This is a genomic window from Helcococcus ovis, from assembly GCF_004524775.2.
Classification (GTDB): Bacteria; Bacillota; Clostridia; order Tissierellales; family Peptoniphilaceae; genus Helcococcus; species Helcococcus ovis.
This window is the reverse complement of record NZ_CP119081.1, coordinates 448,704-465,931: the sequence shown is the minus strand read 5'-3', so window position 1 is coordinate 465,931 and position 17,228 is coordinate 448,704. Positions and strand designations below refer to the sequence as shown.

Annotated in this window: 17 protein-coding genes; 2 read left to right on the top strand and 15 right to left on the bottom strand. The window is 28.8% G+C overall.

From position 1 onward, the window contains the following. Nucleotides 1–47: 47 nt before the first annotated feature. From fsa to ulaG, 8 genes are read right to left on the bottom strand one after another with little or no spacing between them, the layout of a single operon-like run. Nucleotides 48–701: a fructose-6-phosphate aldolase gene (gene fsa, locus EQF90_RS02160; RefSeq protein ID WP_134710483.1), complete on the bottom strand. Its 654-nt coding sequence runs from the start codon at nt 699–701 to the stop codon at nt 48–50. 16 nt (nt 702–717) lie between these two features. Further along, complete coding sequence (locus EQF90_RS02155; protein ID WP_134710481.1) at nt 718–1,404, bottom strand: L-ribulose-5-phosphate 4-epimerase; 687 nt, start codon at nt 1,402–1,404, stop codon at nt 718–720. An 8-nt stretch (nt 1,405–1,412) separates the two neighbouring features. Next, nucleotides 1,413–2,255, bottom strand: coding sequence for an L-ribulose-5-phosphate 3-epimerase (locus tag EQF90_RS02150; RefSeq protein WP_134710479.1), 843 nt, complete (start codon nt 2,253–2,255; stop codon nt 1,413–1,415). Then, the gene (locus EQF90_RS02145) at nt 2,256–3,299 is read right to left on the bottom strand and encodes a hypothetical protein (RefSeq protein WP_134710477.1); all 1,044 of its coding nucleotides are present in this window, start codon (nt 3,297–3,299) and stop codon (nt 2,256–2,258) included. Then, a complete protein-coding gene (locus EQF90_RS02140; protein ID WP_134710475.1) occupies nt 3,286–3,747 on the bottom strand; it encodes a PTS sugar transporter subunit IIA in 462 nt (153 codons plus the stop codon). Before EQF90_RS02140 ends, EQF90_RS02145 begins: the two co-directional genes overlap by 14 nt. A gap of 25 nt (nt 3,748–3,772) precedes the next feature. After that, nucleotides 3,773–4,060 (bottom strand): PTS sugar transporter subunit IIB, encoded by a 288-nt coding sequence (locus tag EQF90_RS02135; RefSeq protein ID WP_134710473.1) that lies wholly within the window; start codon nt 4,058–4,060, stop codon nt 3,773–3,775. Nucleotides 4,061–4,069: 9 nt separating this feature from the next. Further along, nucleotides 4,070–5,527 carry a PTS ascorbate transporter subunit IIC gene (locus EQF90_RS02130; protein WP_134710471.1) on the bottom strand — a complete coding sequence of 486 codons (1,458 nt, stop codon included), beginning with the start codon at nt 5,525–5,527 and terminating at the stop codon, nt 4,070–4,072. Between the two features lie 26 nt (nt 5,528–5,553). Continuing rightward, nucleotides 5,554–6,615: an L-ascorbate 6-phosphate lactonase gene (ulaG, locus tag EQF90_RS02125; RefSeq protein ID WP_134710469.1), complete on the bottom strand. Its 1,062-nt coding sequence runs from the start codon at nt 6,613–6,615 to the stop codon at nt 5,554–5,556. Between the two features lie 291 nt (nt 6,616–6,906). On the opposite strand from ulaG, the gene EQF90_RS02120 reads away from it, so the two are divergent. Continuing rightward, nucleotides 6,907–7,683: a DeoR/GlpR family DNA-binding transcription regulator gene (locus EQF90_RS02120; protein WP_134710467.1), complete on the top strand. Its 777-nt coding sequence runs from the start codon at nt 6,907–6,909 to the stop codon at nt 7,681–7,683. Between the two features lie 63 nt (nt 7,684–7,746). Here the strand turns inward: EQF90_RS02120 and EQF90_RS02115 are convergent, their stop codons facing one another. Both EQF90_RS02115 and EQF90_RS02110 read right to left on the bottom strand, forming a co-directional pair. Then, nucleotides 7,747–9,576, bottom strand: coding sequence for a glycerophosphodiester phosphodiesterase family protein (locus EQF90_RS02115; RefSeq protein WP_134710465.1), 1,830 nt, complete (start codon nt 9,574–9,576; stop codon nt 7,747–7,749). 9 nt (nt 9,577–9,585) lie between these two features. Further along, nucleotides 9,586–11,079, bottom strand: coding sequence for a Mur ligase family protein (locus tag EQF90_RS02110; RefSeq protein ID WP_134710463.1), 1,494 nt, complete (start codon nt 11,077–11,079; stop codon nt 9,586–9,588). 75 nt (nt 11,080–11,154) lie between these two features. Between EQF90_RS02110 and rocF the strand changes: the two genes are divergently transcribed. Then, nucleotides 11,155–12,063, top strand: coding sequence for an arginase (gene rocF / locus EQF90_RS02105; RefSeq protein ID WP_134710461.1), 909 nt, complete (start codon nt 11,155–11,157; stop codon nt 12,061–12,063). A gap of 36 nt (nt 12,064–12,099) precedes the next feature. On the opposite strand, the gene EQF90_RS02100 is transcribed toward rocF, so the two are convergent. From EQF90_RS02100 to rpsL, 5 genes are all read right to left on the bottom strand, one after another. Continuing rightward, entirely contained in the window at nt 12,100–12,729 is a 630-nt protein-coding gene (locus EQF90_RS02100; RefSeq protein ID WP_134710459.1) for a thymidine kinase, read from the bottom strand. Between the two features lie 86 nt (nt 12,730–12,815). Then, nucleotides 12,816–14,009 (bottom strand): elongation factor Tu, encoded by a 1,194-nt coding sequence (gene tuf, locus EQF90_RS02095; protein ID WP_134710457.1) that lies wholly within the window; start codon nt 14,007–14,009, stop codon nt 12,816–12,818. A 20-nt stretch (nt 14,010–14,029) separates the two neighbouring features. Beyond that, nucleotides 14,030–16,081, bottom strand: a complete 2,052-nt coding sequence (gene fusA, locus EQF90_RS02090; protein ID WP_245151234.1) for an elongation factor G — start codon at nt 16,079–16,081, stop codon at nt 14,030–14,032. A gap of 65 nt (nt 16,082–16,146) precedes the next feature. After that, on the bottom strand, nt 16,147–16,617 hold the full coding sequence (gene rpsG, locus EQF90_RS02085; protein WP_134710454.1) for a 30S ribosomal protein S7: 471 nt from the start codon (nt 16,615–16,617) through the stop codon (nt 16,147–16,149). Nucleotides 16,618–16,736: 119 nt separating this feature from the next. Continuing rightward, a complete protein-coding gene (gene rpsL, locus EQF90_RS02080; RefSeq protein WP_134710452.1) occupies nt 16,737–17,144 on the bottom strand; it encodes a 30S ribosomal protein S12 in 408 nt (135 codons plus the stop codon). Nucleotides 17,145–17,228: the final 84 nt, after the last annotated feature.

Genomic DNA, 17,228 nt, shown 5'->3' with positions numbered 1-17,228 from the left:
AATATACGGGAGATATGACAATTTTCATTTTCTCCCGTTATATAAAATTATTTCATAGATTTTTTATATTTTTCCCAATCACTTAAAAAATCATTAATTCCTTTATCAGTTAAAGCATGATTCCATAATTTAGGGAATAATGTTCCAGGTATTGTTGCAATATGTGCTCCTGCCTTTGCTGATTCCTCAACATGAGCTAATGTCCTTACAGATGCAGCTATAATTTCCGATTTGAAATTATACATATCTATTATATATCTCAAATCTTCAACTAACTCTATACCGGATTTACCTAAATCATCTATTCTTCCAATGAATGGACTTATATATGTAGCTCCGGCTTTCATAGCTAACAGCCCTTGAGCCACTGAAAAAATTAAAGTGCAGTTAGTTTTTATTCCTTCTTGTGATAAAATTTTAATTGCTTTTAATCCTTCTTCAGTCATCGGAATTTTAACAACAATATTATCTGCCCATTTAGAAATTATTCTAGCTTCTTTAACCATTTCTTCAGATGTTAAACCTATAACTTCTGCAGAAACCGGTCCCTTTACAAATGAACAAATATCTTTGATTACTTCTTCAAAATCCCTTCCTTCTCTAGAAATTAGTGTAGGATTTGTAGTAACCCCATCTACCAACCCTAGATCGTCTATTCTTTTTATTTCATCAACATTTGCCGTATCTAAAAAAAACTTCATATTATCTCCTTATCAATTACTGTCCATAATAAGCATTTTTACCATGTTTTCTATAATAATGTTTATCTTGAACTCTTTTTGGTGTTTTTTCAGCATTTGGATTTATCAAAATTGTAAAAGTAGCCATTTTTGCAACTTCTTCCAATACAACAGAATTATGCACCGCATCAAAACAATCTTTTCCCCAAACAAATGATCCGTGATTTTTCAATAAAACAGCTGGAGTTTTTGTAAATTCTTTATCTTTCATATAATCAACTATTAATAATCCTGTGTTTTTTTCATAATCATCATCAATCTCTTCTTGAGTTAAATTTCTTAAAACCGGTACATCGCCATAAATATAATCTGCATGCGTAGTTCCAAAACATGGTATATCTATCCCGGCTTGAGCCCATGATGTTGCATATGGAGAATGAGTATGAACTATACCTTTTACTTCCGGAAATTTTTTATAAATCTCCAAATGTGTTTTCGTATCCGATGAAGGTTTTTTATCCCCCTCTACTATTTCTCCGTCAAGATTCACTAAAACTATATCATCAACTTTTAATTTATCATAATCAACGCCACTGGGTTTAATAGCGACAATTTTGCTATCTTCATCAATTTCACTTACATTTCCCCAAGTAAATTTTACTAAATCATATTTTGGAAGAAGTAAATTTGCCTCATAAACTCTTTTTTTCAATTCTTCAAGCATAATCCCTCCTAATTGTAATATTTAGCAAGAACATTTTTAGCAAATTTGCATTGTTCATTTACAATTTCTATATAGTTATCTTCACCTAAATGCCAAAATTCAGTAACGAATCTATTTATCTTTAATTCATATAATTTTTTACATATTTTATCAAAATCTACATCGCCTTCACCAAAGTGCATATCTCTATATTTACCCGGAACAGTCTCTTTAATATGAAAAGCAAGTATTTTCCCCACACCGGCATCTATATCATCTAAAATATCTCTATCATATTTTATTGCCACATTATTCAAATTACCACAATCAGGATACACCCCTAAATATGGTGAATTAATTTTCTCTACATATTCCATCGCTTTTGATACTGTATCCATAAATTCAGTTTCCATAGTTTCAAAACCTAATAATATTCCTTTAGCAGATGCCATTTCTACCATTTTTCTTAAATTTACTTCAAATAGTTTTTTAGTTTCATCATTGCTTTTTTCATAGTAAACATCATATCCTGCTAATTGTATTATCCTAATTCCTAATTTATCTGCTAAATTAATAGCTTTTTCTGCAATCATAATACTTCTCAGACGGGTTTGTTCATTTAATGATCCCAAAGGATATTTCCTATGTCCACTTAAACACATTGATCTAATAGGAAAATCTGTTTTTTGCATAATACTAATCAATGAATTAATCTCTTCTTTAGTCCAATCTAATCTACTTAACTTTTCATCTGTCTCATCAATGCTAATTTCTAAAAAATCATAACCCGCAGATTTGGCAATATTAAATTTTTCTTCCCAAGTTAAATTACTAGGTAATGCTTTTTCATAAAGTCCTAATTGATATTTCATTTAGTCCTCCAATGTGTAAAATGTAACAGTATTAGTTTCTCTATTAGCTGATACAATTCTATACTTATTTTCAAAAATATAAGATGATACATTAGCAGGTCCAATTTTACTATCAATATCAATTCTATCAAATGTATTAAGAGTATCATTAAATGTTAATGCAAATAAATCTCTTTCACCACCACGATGTCCAACAAATAATAAAGGTTTACCATTTATAACTTGAACATTAAGTGCATGTAAAAATCTTATAGGTTTTTTATATGAATATATTTTTTCATAATTGTTATCACTAACCTCTTTATAAATATCTAGATGATCGCCATGAAATTCTGAAAATGTTACTAATTCATTTTTTCCATCACCATCTAAATCATATATTAAAGAATCTGACGTCGATTGGTCCAAAATTTTTTCTATTAACCATTCATCGCTTTTTTGAGGTGGGATAACCTTAAATATTCCATTTTCCGATGTGATTAGAGCATATTCTTTCTCACCATTTACCTTATAAAATCCATGATTTTTTGTTAATCCATCTTTTAATACTTCAACCTTTAATTGATTTTTTTCATTAAAGTTATCTAAATTTTCAGGTAATTTTGCAATATAAATTTTTCCGGGCTGATTCCAATCATTTTTGAAATCAAATCCACTTTTTATTGTACATGCTATTAAATAGTTTTCTTTACCATTGCTTAAAATATCAAATCTGTGAACAAATGGTAAATCAGTTATCACATTAACAGTCCAATTCCCATTACGTTTTTTTACCTGAACAATTTTAGCATCATATCCATCATTTGGAGAATAAAATTTATATGTGGTTAAAAAGCTATTTTCTTGATTTGGAACGGGGATAATTGACATTACCCCTCCATATTCCTCTACAATAGTTTCCTCATATTTACCATTTGCATCAAATAAGTTTAATGGCCCATTTTTTTCAGTACCAACTATAAATTTTAATTTTCCGTCAACAATAAAATTATTAACAGAATATGCTTTTTCCATTTCTGCAATTATTTGTTTATTGAATTTCATCTAAAGCCTCCAAAATAACATTTAGAAACTCTTCTTTTGTTTTAGCATCTAAAAGCTTTTCAACTATTTCTCTATTTTCTAATATAGTGCCTAACTGACACAATAACTCCAAATGACTGTCACTATCTTTAGCAGATAAAACTATCAATAGTTTTACCGGGTCATTATCAAATTCACCAAATTCAATATCATTTTTTAATGTTGTAAAATACAATTTTGTCTCAATAGTACCATCTTCGGGTCTTGCATGAGCTAAAGCAACATTCTTAGCTATAACTATATAAGGTCCAAATTTTAGTACACTATCTATCATCGCATCTACATACTTTTCTTCAATAATCTTTCTATCTATTAATTTAACTGATGCTTTTCTTATTGAATCTATCCAATCCTTTGAGTCAATATTAAGCTCTATATCATCAATTGTTAAATTTCTTAAATCGTACATTACTTCCTACTTTCCGAATCTAAAATTAATTTGCAATACCTGCTTCAACTAACTTAGTTTTAATTTCATCTAATGATAAAATATTTTTAATCCCTATAACTTTAACTCCTAAATTTTTAGATTCATCAAAGTTTTTTTCAAATGCTAAACTACATACAACTACATCATAATTTCTTGATGAATTTTTACCTTCTGATAATGATGTATGAGAAACATCAGCTTTTATATTTAATTCAGCAAATGCTTGTTTAACTTTCATTTCCATTAATAAACTTGTCCCTGCTCCATTAGCACAACAAACTAAAACTTTCATTTTTATCTCCTATTTATTTTTATTTTTTTTGTATTGTTCATAATCAGAAGTTATCAAGAAATAATTTTCTTTATCTTTTTTATACTGTAACTGAGGTATAATCAATAAAACTATAGTAATTATTCCAACTCCCACATATCCTAAATATTTCATTATAATTGTAAATGCAGGCCATACTGTTGCCCAGTCAAACATTCCTAAATATCCACCATGTAATGATAACCCAACTAATGATGCTATAAATGCTGAACCAAATACTTGAATTAAACCACTTATAAATGGTGTTATAATAGCAGCCTTTAATCCACCTTTGTTATTCGCAAAAACCCCAATAGTTGCATTATCAAAGAATACAGGTACAAATCCTGCTATTACAATTGTAGGACTCTTTAATAAAATTAAAGTTATTATCGCTAAGAATTGTCCTAATGCACCAAATAAAAATCCTATTGTTATTGCATTTGGAGATCCAAAACCATAAACTGCTGCACAGTCAATTCCCGGTACAGCACCCGGTAACAATTTATTTGAGATACCTTGGAATGAAACCGTAAGTTCTGTAACAAATGTTCTAACACCTAATTGCAATATTGCTAAATATACTGCAAATTGTAATGCAGTCGTTAGTATATAAAAAGCAAATGAATCTCCTTGTTTTAAGAATTTTGCAGCTATTAAATAGTCTTGTCCTAAAATTAATAATATAGTTCCGAAAAATACTGTCATTAATAATGACGTTGAAACCATATTATCATTAAAAATTGATAACCAACCTGGTAATTCTATATCCTCTAATTTTTTAGAATTTTTTGATTTTTTCCCGATATATTCTGATAGCTTACTCATCAAATATACTCCAAACATTTGTTGATGAGCTAGTGCAAATCCTGCACCATCAGTAACTTCTTGTGTAGGTTTAATTGTAAGGTTTGATCCTACAGCCCAATATGTTCCAAGTAAAATAGCCATTATAATTAACATTGGTGTATCTCCAAGTCCCGGAAATGCATATAATATTAACCAAAAAGCTGTTGCCGCTTGTTGCATTTGAACGTGCCCTGTTGTAAATACTGCTCTTAATTTTGTGAATTTTTGTAATCTTACTAAAATCAAATTAAATATAAAAGCAATTAGAAGAAGTATCATAACTTGAGAAAAAGACCTTCCTAATTTTGTCATAGCTGATTGCACAGCATTTTGTCCAAAATATGGGTCAATAACCATAGCTGATAAATTAAATTTTTCCTTTAATCCAACTAAAATTGGTCTGAAAGTCCTTACAAGTCCACCAGAACCTACTGCTAATATAAAATACCCTACTGTAGCTTTTATAAACCCACTTAAACTTTCATACCAAGGTTTCTTTAGCAAAATATATCCCAAAAAAACCATAAAACCTATTAAATATGCAGGTTTAGTTAGTATATTAAATACTATAAATTTCCATACCATTTCCAAATATTCCATTTTTTCCTCCATCCTAATTATTTATTTTATAAAAATGCTTTATATGGCAAATCAGGTTCAATTGTAAATGCATCTTCGAATCCTCTACGATACATATACTCTAAATCGTCTTTATTATCAGGGAAAATGAATTTTCCACCAGGTTGCCAAATATATGGCTTAAATTTATAATTTAATCTATATTTCTTATAGTTCCACAACATCATTATTTCTTTTGGATCACCTAAAAAATTTGACCAAATATCATGATGAACAGGTATAACAACTTGTGTCTTTAATTCTTCCGCTACCCTTAATACATCAGATGATGTTAATTTATCAGTCATTCCTCTAGGATTTTCGCCATATCCAACTATTGCAACATCAATTTTATTTTCATTACCATGTTTTACAAAATAGTTTGAATGATGTGAATCGCCTGCGTGATAAATATTTCCGCCACTTGTTTCTATTAAATAATTAACTGCTAATTCTGACATTTCAGGTGGCATATTATCTTTTAATACAACATCTTCATCTACAGTTAAAAGCATAGTTCTATCAAATGAATCAAATACTTTAAGTTTCGTATCTTTTATTTCAAATTCATCACCAGGTTTCACTGTAACAAGTCTTTCTTCAGGAACACCCCACTTTCTCCAAATATCAGTACAGCTTTTAGGTCCGATAAATTTCGTATCTTTAGTATTTTGCATTATTGCAGCTGCAACATCTATATCAATATGATCACTATGCGAATGTGTAGATATTATAGCATCTAATTCCTTAATTGCAAATGGATCAATAACACATGGTGTTGTTCTTAAATTTGGTTGAAGTGCTACACATCCAACTGCTCTTTGATGTTGATGTTTTTCTTTCATAAGTTTATTTTTTTGAGTCTTTTTTCCTGTTTGAACCCATAAGTCCACACACAAATTTGCTCCCCCATGAGATTTAACCCATAATCCCATATTTCCAAGCCACCACATAGCAACTTTATTTTCAGCAACAATTTCGTTTTCTATTTCTTCATTTAGCCATGTACCCCATTCAGGAAATGTTTTTAGTATCCATGACTCCCTTGTAATTTCATCAATTTTTGACATAATACCCTCCTAATAATTTTATGATTACCTTTACAAATGGATTGTAAAACATTTCTTTCTTTAAGTCAATTATTTTATTTAAATAAAAACATAAAATTTTTCTTTTTTATTTTCTTTTGAATAAAAAAGAAAATATAAATAAGTTTCGATTATTTTTTATGTTCTTTTGAAATATTAAATACGAAAACCTTATTATTAATTATTTTTAATATTTGACTAAAATATTTTCAAAGAGTATAATCTAATAAAAATACAGATTTAAACCTCATTACATTATTTAAAAGGAAAATTATGAAACATAGCAAAGATATAATTAATAAAAGAAGAAAAAATTTATTACTATTAATAAATGAATTAAAAAAATCAACAAATATTAATCTAGCAGAAAAATTAAACGTTTCCCTTCCAACTATTAGAAGGGATATTGAGTATCTACATAATAAAAATTTAATATATAAATACCATGGATATGTTTCAGCTATAAGTTCAAATGAAATACGAAAATCTATAACGGAAAACAAAAAAAATCAAATTGCTAAAATAGCTGCGACACTAATAAATGATGACGATATAATTTTTATAAATTCGGCATATACAAGTATACAAAGTATAAAATATATAGAACCTTCAAAGTTTGTATCAGTAATTACTAATAATGGAAATGTTTTAACCATGCATACATTACCTAAAATAAAAATAATTTTAACCGGCGGAGAAATAAAAAAACCAAAATCTGCTTTAACGGGAGAATTCGCACTAAATAATATAATAAATACTCAGGCAAATAAAGCAATTTTAGGAGCAAGTGGATTTCACATTACTGAAGGCATTACAACAGCTAATATTGATGAAGTAGCAATCAACAAAGCAATGATTGAAAGAGCTAACAAAGTTATATTATGTGTTGACAGCTCTAAATTGAATCATAAAAGTGCATTTGTATCAGGAGATGTAAGAGATGTAGATATTTTAATTACTAATTCTGATGCAGATCCAGAAATAATTGAATCTCTTAAACTTTTTGGAATTGAATGTATTTTAGTAGATGAAAATGGGATTGTAAAATAAAATGTAAAAACTGTATTATCAATTACTTTTTAGTGAAAGATTAATACAGTTTTTTATATTTTATTAATTAAATAAGAAATTATCTAAAATAATTTCAAAATCACTTCTCTTACTTAAGATTTCCTTAAGATTTTTTAATTCTTCGACCCTATCTGTTATAATACCGTCTAAACTCATATTAGTAAACTTTTTCATATTATAATAACTATTGACAGTCCAAACCATAGCCTTTTTACCCATCAATTTTATTTTTTCTAAAGATGATTCTGTCACCTGATTTTCTTCCATTAAGAAATAATCACATTTTAAATCACTTAAATCACCAAATGAAAAATAGTACAAATATCCGCTATAAATTTCAGGATATTTTTCTTCAATATATTTAATTAAATTATAGTCTAAAGATATTAATACAGTTTCATTTATCATATCTCTTTCTTTAACAATTTTTACTAAATCATCAACCATCTTTTTATCAGCAGTAGCACCCTTCAACTCAATTAATAATTTAATTTTTCCCTTTGATACATCCAACATTTCTTCTATTGTAGCAATCTTTTGCCCCTTCTTAAAAGAATTCGAACTTGTTTTTAAATTTAATTTTTTGATTTCTTTTAAATTTAATTGGCTTGATTTTAAATCTACCCCTGTTAATCTATTTAATGTATTATCATGATTAATAATATAATGTCCATCTTTGGTTCTTTGAACATCTATTTCACTATAAGCTGCCTTAAATTCTATTGCCTTTTTCAGCCCTTCTATACTATTTTCAACTTCTAAAAATCCACCCGCTCTATGTGCAACAATATTTATCACACTAGATTCTCTATATAAATTATCAAAAAAATAAGAATTTATTATAGAAAATAAAACATTAAATACAAATAACCCTACACCAAAAATAATTCCATATTTCTTAAAATCTATCTTGCTTTTTACATTTTGTTTTTCTATAGAGTAATATTTTATAAATTTTTCATTATCAAGATTATTTTTTCTATAATCATAATAAAGATTTGTTAATTCACTTATAAAATATGGTGCTATCATAAGTATAACTAACGTCAAAAATTGATATAAACTAAAAGATAAAAATATGGTAAATACCCTTGATATAAACATAGAAATATTTAAGCTATTAATATAATTAATAATTGTTAAAATTAAAAAGTTAAATCCTACATATACTATAAACCACATTAACATCTTAAGTATGATAAACCTTATAATAAAATCTTTTTTATTTTCTAATATTAATTTTCGAGAGCTCTTCATGGCATCAACTAAAGACATATCCTCTATAGTTAAAAAATGAAAAGTAAATATATAAATTATTAGAGTAATTATTATAATAAAACCAATTATATAATATGCTAAAAAATATATATCATTGGAGAATAAAAATTCTTTAATAAAATTTGGTATTTGAAAATTTTTAATAGGAGTGTATATTATCCTAAATCCTAATAAGGAAAAAGCTAAAGCTACATAAATAGCTATAAAAACTCCTGAAATATTCAATAAATTTTTAAATGATTTAATTCCAAGTAAAATCATATTTCTTAAGCCCGGATTAAATTTATTTTCTTTATACAATGCACTTGATACTATAAAAGTATTTATATCAAAAATTGTTAAAAAGAAAATAATAAGTAAGGTACATATAAGAATACCGGTACCTCTAAAACTTAATAAACCACTAACAAAATCTCCACTTGTTAATGACCTTCTGCCCATTGACAATAATACTAATCTTAAAAGATATTTTAAGACTGGAAAAATTACCAATATCAAAAAAATTTTAGTTATAATTTGATATTTTAAAAATGCCCATATTAATTCTTTATTTGATTTAATTTTTTTTATGTTATTAATAAAATTTTTTTTCATAATATACTCTTAATCTCTTAAATTATAATCTTTCATTATTTCCTTTGCTACTTGATAATCGCTTTTTATTTTTATTTTTTTTCCATTAATTTTTTGAAAATCTTCATTTCCTTTGCCTGCAATAAATATAACTGTTTTATCACCGGAATTTTCAAAAGCATATCTAATAGCTTCTTCCCTATCATCCATTTTCATATAATTACTTGTAATCGGACTTATCTTATTAATTATTTTTTTAGAAATATCATCATAAGAAGTATATCCAGAATCCTCTGGTACAATATATATATAATCTGAAACTTTAGTTGATGTCTTTACTAATCCGTTTAATCTATTTTCAGCAACATTACCACTTATACCATAAATTGAAATTATACTATAATTTTTAAATCTTTCTTTAATGAAATCATAAGTTTTTTGGAAACTCAATTCATTATGTGCATAGGAAACATACAATACATATTTTTCATCATTTGATATAAATATACTTTCTCTCCCATCCACTTCTGTTGTTTTTAATCCATTAAAGATCGAATCATAATCAACATCAAAATGTTTAGAAACTAAAATTGCAGCCATTGCATTTTCTATATTATAAGTCGCAAATTGGTGAATTTCGTATTTTTCAATTTTATTTTTGTATTTAATTTTAAATTCCAAATAATTATTTTTAAACTCATAATCTAATAAGTTTATATCTGAATTTTCTTTCTTTGAAAATGTCCTTGAGTCTAGATTTTTTTCTCTTATGATTTTTTCAACTTTATCTACATAATCCATTTCTTTATTATAAATGGAAAATTTGCTATTTGTAAATATTTTCAACTTTGAACTAAAATAATCTTCAAAAGAATCATGTTCTAATGGACTTACATGATCCTCTCCAATATTTAAAAAAACTGTAACGTCATAATCTAAATTATTCGCCCTATAATATTTTAATGCTTGTGATGATGTTTCAATTATCATATATTCTAACCCTGAATCAACAGCATTTTTAATATATCTATATAAATCAATAGCTTCCGGTGTAGTTAAAGATGCTCCAATTTTTGATATACCATCATAAACATCAATTGATGAAATTAATCCGGCAGGTTTTTTTGAATTTTTACGTAAATATTCATCTAAAATATTTTTAATATACATTACCGTAGTAGATTTGCCTTTTGTACCGGTAACACCGATAGTTTTTATTTTTCTATCAGGATAATCATAAAAAAATCTAGAAATTTCCATCATTGCTATTCTTATATCATTAACTAAAATATAAGGCATATCAACATCATATTTTTTCTCTGAAACATAACATACAGCACCGGTTTCTTTTGATGACAATAAATATTCTTCCTTAAAATTTAATCCTTTACAAAAAAATAATGTATTGTTTTTAACATTTCTGGAATCATAAGTAATTTCTTCTATATCTCTATCTTCTATATTAGAACCTATAAATAAACTAAATTTTTTTAAAATTTCGATAATATCATTTAATTTTTTCATTTTTGCTCCTAAAAAAATTTTATGTAGTATAATATATATTATACTACATATTATAATAAATTTTACGGAGAAAATATGAAAATCAATTTTATAAAAGTTCCAATTTTCTATGGTTCTGACAGACCTGGAGTTGAACTTGGTCCTGATACAATGATACAAAATAATATAATTGATATTTTTGAAAAAAAAGGTAATATAATTAAAAAAATATTTAACACTAATGTAGATAAATATAGTGAGCAGGAAAAATTTGCTACAAGTAAAAAATTAAAATACTATAAAGGTATACTCGACGCAAATAAAGATCTTGCAAATAAGTTATATGAAACATTGAAAGAAGGTATTTTACCATTTGTTTTAGGAGGAGATCATTCTTTAGGCATAGGATCCATTGCCGCAACATCTAAATTTCATAATAAAGATTTAGCTGTAATTTGGATTGATGCTCATACGGATATAAACACAATAGAAACCTCTCCATCTGCAAATATACATGGAATGCCATTAAGTATTTCTTTAGGTGAAGGAAATACAGAGTTAAATAACATTTTATTTAATGGAAAAAAAATCAATGGCAATAATGTTTATATATTAGGAGCAAGGAGTGTTGATGATGGAGAATATGGAATTTTAGAAAAACACAATGTTAATGTTTGGTATATGAATGATATTAAAGAAAAAGGTATAGAAGCTTGTATCGAAGAATTGTTGCTAAAATTAAAAGAAAAAAATACAAAAAATATACACCTAAGTTATGATATAGATTCTTTGGACGAGAAACTTGTTCCCGGAACCGGTACGCCCGAAAAAGACGGAATGAATATAGAACAATCTGAAAAACTCATAAAATCAATAATACAAACAAAATTGGTGCGTTCTATTGACTTCGTTGAATTTAATCCTATGAAGGATATTAATGATATAACATTAAAAAACGTAATTAAAATGTTGAATGTATTTTCTTTAGAATTATCTAAATTATAAAAAATTAAGGTGTTGAAAAGTCAACACCTTTTTATATTAAATAATTTTATCAATCACTTGCTGTTTATCACTATTCCTTTGTTTTTCCTCTTCTAATCTATCAAAATAACATTTAGCACACATCGATTCATATTCTACTTCATGTTCCCCATCAATTGCAATTTGACTACCCTCAAATACAAAAAGACCATCAATCTTTCTTCCATTAAAAACTGCCTTCTTTCCACATCTGCAAATAGTCTTTAATTCTTCTACAGAATGAGCTATTAAAAGTAATCTTGATGAACCTTCAAATCCATTAGTTTGAAAATCAGTTCTAAGTCCATAACATATAACAGGAATATCCTTTATAACTGCAACTTTCATTAATTGATCAATTTGTCTACTATTCAAAAATTGTACTTCATCAACTAACACACATGAAATATTTTCTCCATTTTCAATTTTAGAAAAATTTTCAAATAAATCATCATCTTCTTTTACAATGTAATCAACTTTTCTTGTAACTCCAAGTCTTGAAACAAGTTTATCATCACCTTTAGAATCAATTGAAGGTTTTAGTAACCTTACTTTCATTCCTCTTTCTTCATAATTGTGTGCTACTTGCATTAGTGAAGTTGACTTTCCCGAATTCATTGCACCATATCTAAAATATAATTTCGCCATAATACTCTCCAAAAATTAATCTTTTACTATTATATCTTAAATAAAAAAAAAGTACCAGAATTTCTTCTGATACTTTTAAATGTTTACTATTCAATAATTTTTGATACAACACCTGAAGCAACTGTTCTACCACCTTCTCTGATCGCAAATCTTAATCCTTCTTCGATAGCGATTGGAGAAATTAATGTGATTGTAAATGTTGCGTTATCTCCAGGCATAACCATTTCAACACCGTCAGCTAATTTGATATCACCTGTAACGTCTGTTGTTCTTAAATAGAATTGTGGTCTATATCCTGAGAAGAATGGAGTATGTCTACCACCTTCTTCTTTTGTTAATACGTATACTTCGCCTTCAAATTTTGTATGTGGGTGAATTGTACCTGGTTTTGCTAAAACTTGACCTCTTTCGATATCATCTCTTGTAACCCCTCTTAATAGAGCACCGATATTATCTCCAGCTTCTGCTAAGTCTAATTGTTTTCTAAACATTTCTACCCCAGTAACAACAACTGTTTGAGGTTTGTCTACTAAACCAACGATTTCTACACTATCACCAACTTTAACAACACCTCTTTCAACTCTACCTGTAGCTACTGTACCTCTACCTGTAATTGAAAATACGTCTTCAACTGGCATAATAAATGGTTTATCATTATCTCTTTCTGGTGTTGGAATCCATTCATCAACTGCATCCATTAATGCAACGATTTTATCTCCCCATTCTCCATCTGGTTCTTGTAAAGCTTTTAATCCTGAACCTACTACAAATGGTGTGTTATCTCCATCGTAATCATATTCTGATAACATTTCTCTAACTTCCATTTCTACTAATTCGATTAATTCTGGATCGTCAACTTGATCTTCTTTGTTTAAGAATACTACAATTTTTGGAACCCCAACTTGTCTTGCTAATAAGATGTGTTCTCTTGTTTGAGGCATTGGACCATCAGCTGCTGATACGATTAAGATAGCACCGTCCATTTGAGCAGCACCAGTAATCATGTTCTTTACATAGTCAGCGTGTCCTGGACAGTCTACGTGAGCATAGTGTCTTTTTGCTGTTTCATATTCAACGTGAGAAGTATTGATTGTAATACCTCTTTCTCTTTCTTCAGGTGCTTTATCAATATTTGCATAATCAACAAATGTACCTGTACCATTTCTCTTGTTTAATACAAGAGTAATAGCAGCTGTTGTTGTTGTTTTACCGTGGTCTACGTGACCGATTGTACCAACGTTTACGTGTGGTTTGTCTTTAATAAATTTTTCTTTAGCCATTTTTTCCTCCTAATTTTTTATTATGACTTTTTGCCTTCTAATACTTTTTCTTTTATACTATTTGGAACTTGTTCATAGTGGTCAAATTGCATTGAGTATGTTGCACGTCCTTGTGTGTTTGAACGTAATGATGTTGCATATCCAAACATTTCCGATAATGGAATAAATGCATCAACGATTTGAACACCTTCTCTTGTTCCCATACCATCAAGTCTACCTCTTCTTGATGAAACGTCACCCATAACATCTCCAAGATATTCTTCCGGAGTAACAATCTCAACTTTTTCGATAGGTTCTAATAAAGCTGGACCAGCTTTTTCTACAGCTGCTCTTAATCCCATAGCCCCTGCAACTTGGAAAGCCATTTCTGATGAGTCAACTTCGTGATATGATCCATCGTATAAAGTAACAATAATATCTAATATTGGATATCCTGCCAATACACCAGCTTCACAAGCTTCTCTAACACCTTTTTCTACAGAACCTATATATTCTCTAGGAACAACCCCACCGACAATATTATCGATAAATTCTATACCTTTACCCGGTTCATTTGGTTTAACTCTTAGTCTTACGTGACCATATTGACCACGACCACCGGATTGACGTACAAATTTACCTTCAGCTTCTGCTTCTTTAGTAATAGATTCTCTATATGAAACTTGCGGATTACCTACATTAGCTTCAACTTTAAATTCTCTTAACAATCTATCTACGATAATTTCTAAGTGCAACTCACCCATACCTGCTATGATTGTTTGGCCGGTTTCTTGGTTTGTATATGTCTTAAATGTTGGATCCTCTTCTGCTAATTTACCCAAAGCAATACCCATCTTTTCTTGAGATGCTTTTGTCTTAGGTTCAATAGCAACAGAAATAACCGGTTCTGGGAATTCCATGTTTTCTAAGATAATTTGATTATCTTGATCACATAATGTATCACCTGTAGTTGTATCTTTTAATCCAATTGCTGCTCCGATATTACCTGCAGAAATATGATCTAACTCTGTTCTTTGGTTTGAGTGCATTTCTAGGATACGTCCTAATCTTTCTCTCTTACCTTTTGTTGAGTTATATACATATGAACCTGATTCAATGTGACCTGAATAAACTCTAAAGTAAGTTAATTTACCTACAAATGGGTCAGCCACAACCTTAAATGCTAAAGCTGAGAATGGTTCTTCAACACTTGGATGTCTTTCATCTTCTATAGTTTCTTCTTCTTCTGTTTTCTTTGGTTTTGTACCTTTAATAGCAGGTACATCCACTGGTGACGGTAAGTAATATACCATAGCATCGATAAGAGATTGAACACCTCTCTTCTTGTATGCTGAACCACATAATACAGGATAGATATCTCTATTAATTGTTGAAACTCTTACAGCATCTCTTAACTCTTCAACTGTAATTTCTTCTTCTTCTAAGAATTTCATCATAATTTCTTCGTTTGAATCTGATACAGCTTCTATTAATTGATTTCTGTATTCTTTTGCTAATTCCAATTGGTCTTCTGGAATTTCAACAACTTTTGCTGATTCTCCTGTTTCATCATTTTCATCGTAAACAACTGCATCCATTTCAATTAAATCAATAATACCTCTAAATGTATGTGCATTACCGATTGGTAATTGAACTGGAACTGCATTAGCTTTTAATTTATCTCTAATTGTATTTACTGACATTATAAAGTCAGCACCTGTTGCATCCATCTTATTAATATAACAAATTCTTGGAACACCATATTTATCAGCTTGTCTCCAAACTGTTTCTGATTGAGGTTCTACCCCACTCTTAGCGTCAAATAATGCAACTGATCCATCAAGAACTCTTAAAGATCTTTCTACCTCAACTGTAAAGTCAACGTGCCCTGGTGTGTCGATAATATTAATTTTATGATTTTTCCAGTATGCTGTTGTTGCAGCTGAAGCAATTGTGATACCTCTTTCTTGTTCCTGAGCCATGGAGTCCATAACCGCAGTCCCTTCGTGAGTATCACCCATTTTATGAATTTTACCTGTATAGAATAATATACGCTCTGTTACTGTTGTTTTACCAGCATCTATGTGAGCCATTATCCCAACATTTCTAATTTTTTCTAAACTAATATCTGGCACTTCTTTCTCCTTATTAATTTATATTAATATCTGAAATGTGCAAAAGCTCTATTAGCTTCAGCCATTCTGTGCATTTCTTCTTTTTTCTTTACGCTTGATCCGGTATTATTTGCTGCGTCTAAAATTTCCTTGCTTAGTCTTTCCATCATTGTTTTTTCGCCTCTAGCTCTTGAATATGTTACTAACCATCTTAAAGCTAAAGTTTGTCTTCTTGCAGGTCTTACTTCCATAGGAACTTGGTATGTTGCCCCACCTATTCTTCTTGCTTTAACTTCTAAAAGCGGCATAACATTTTGCAAAGCTTTTTGGAAAACTTCAAGTGCATCTTCACCTGTTGTTTCTGCTAATTTTTCAAATGCAGAATAAACAATTTTTTGAGCAACACCTTTTTTACCGTCAAGCATAACATTATTGATTAGCTTAGTTACTACTTTATCTCCATATATTGGATCTGGTAGTACGTCCCTTTTAGGTACACTATTTTTTCTTGGCACTGTTCTTCCCTCCTTACCATATAATAATTCATTGGTACTCGATTTTTCATCGATAGTGCTTGCTGATATATAAATCTAAACAAAAGCACTTAATTTTTTTATTTTATATTTTTGTGCTATTAAGCCTTCTTAGCACCATATTTAGATCTAGCTTGTTTTCTTCCTGAAACTCCAGCTGTATCCAATGTTCCTCTAATAATGTGGTATCTTACCCCAGGTAAGTCTTTTACTCTACCACCTCTTATAAGTACAACAGAGTGTTCTTGTAAGTTGTGTCCGATACCAGGAATATATGATAGAACTTCCGCTCCATTTGTCAATCTTACTCTGGCAATCTTACGTAAAGCTGAGTTAGGTTTTTTAGGTGTTGTTGTTCTAACTGATGTACATACACCTCTCTTTTGAGGAGAATTTACTTGAGTATTTTTCTTTCTTAGAGTATTAAAATTATAACCTAAAGCAGGAGTATTTGACTTTTTGCTTTCACTCTTTCTATTGTTCCTAATTAGTTGGTTAATTGTAGGCATTCTTGCACCTCCTTTTACTTAAATTTATATATCAACATATGTTGAAATAGTCTTAATCAATGGACATATTATATTTAAATATAA

Excerpts from the sequence above, each read along its gene's own strand:
- tuf (WP_134710457.1), bottom strand. The coding sequence starts at position 14,009 with ATGGCTAAAGAAAAATTTATTAAAGACAAACCACACGTAAACGTTGGT.
- EQF90_RS02110 (WP_134710463.1), bottom strand. The coding sequence starts at position 11,079 with ATGAAAAAATTAAATGATATTATCGAAATTTTAAAAAAATTTAGTTTA.
- EQF90_RS02155 (WP_134710481.1), bottom strand. The coding sequence starts at position 1,404 with ATGCTTGAAGAATTGAAAAAAAGAGTTTATGAGGCAAATTTACTTCTT.
- ulaG (WP_134710469.1), bottom strand. The coding sequence starts at position 6,615 with ATGTCAAAAATTGATGAAATTACAAGGGAGTCATGGATACTAAAAACA.
- EQF90_RS02140 (WP_134710475.1), bottom strand. The coding sequence starts at position 3,747 with ATGTACGATTTAAGAAATTTAACAATTGATGATATAGAGCTTAATATT.
- EQF90_RS02145 (WP_134710477.1), bottom strand. The coding sequence starts at position 3,299 with ATGAAATTCAATAAACAAATAATTGCAGAAATGGAAAAAGCATATTCT.
- EQF90_RS02100 (WP_134710459.1), bottom strand. The coding sequence starts at position 12,729 with ATGGCGAAATTATATTTTAGATATGGTGCAATGAATTCGGGAAAGTCA.
- fusA (WP_245151234.1), bottom strand. The coding sequence starts at position 16,081 with ATGGCTCACATAGATGCTGGTAAAACAACAGTAACAGAGCGTATATTA.
- EQF90_RS02115 (WP_134710465.1), bottom strand. The coding sequence starts at position 9,576 with ATGAAAAAAAATTTTATTAATAACATAAAAAAAATTAAATCAAATAAA.
- EQF90_RS02130 (WP_134710471.1), bottom strand. The coding sequence starts at position 5,527 with ATGGAATATTTGGAAATGGTATGGAAATTTATAGTATTTAATATACTA.
- EQF90_RS02135 (WP_134710473.1), bottom strand. The coding sequence starts at position 4,060 with ATGAAAGTTTTAGTTTGTTGTGCTAATGGAGCAGGGACAAGTTTATTA.
- rpsL (WP_134710452.1), bottom strand. The coding sequence starts at position 17,144 with ATGCCTACAATTAACCAACTAATTAGGAACAATAGAAAGAGTGAAAGC.
- fsa (WP_134710483.1), bottom strand. The coding sequence starts at position 701 with ATGAAGTTTTTTTTAGATACGGCAAATGTTGATGAAATAAAAAGAATA.
- rocF (WP_134710461.1), top strand. The coding sequence starts at position 11,155 with ATGAAAATCAATTTTATAAAAGTTCCAATTTTCTATGGTTCTGACAGA.
- EQF90_RS02150 (WP_134710479.1), bottom strand. The coding sequence starts at position 2,255 with ATGAAATATCAATTAGGACTTTATGAAAAAGCATTACCTAGTAATTTA.
- EQF90_RS02120 (WP_134710467.1), top strand. The coding sequence starts at position 6,907 with ATGAAACATAGCAAAGATATAATTAATAAAAGAAGAAAAAATTTATTA.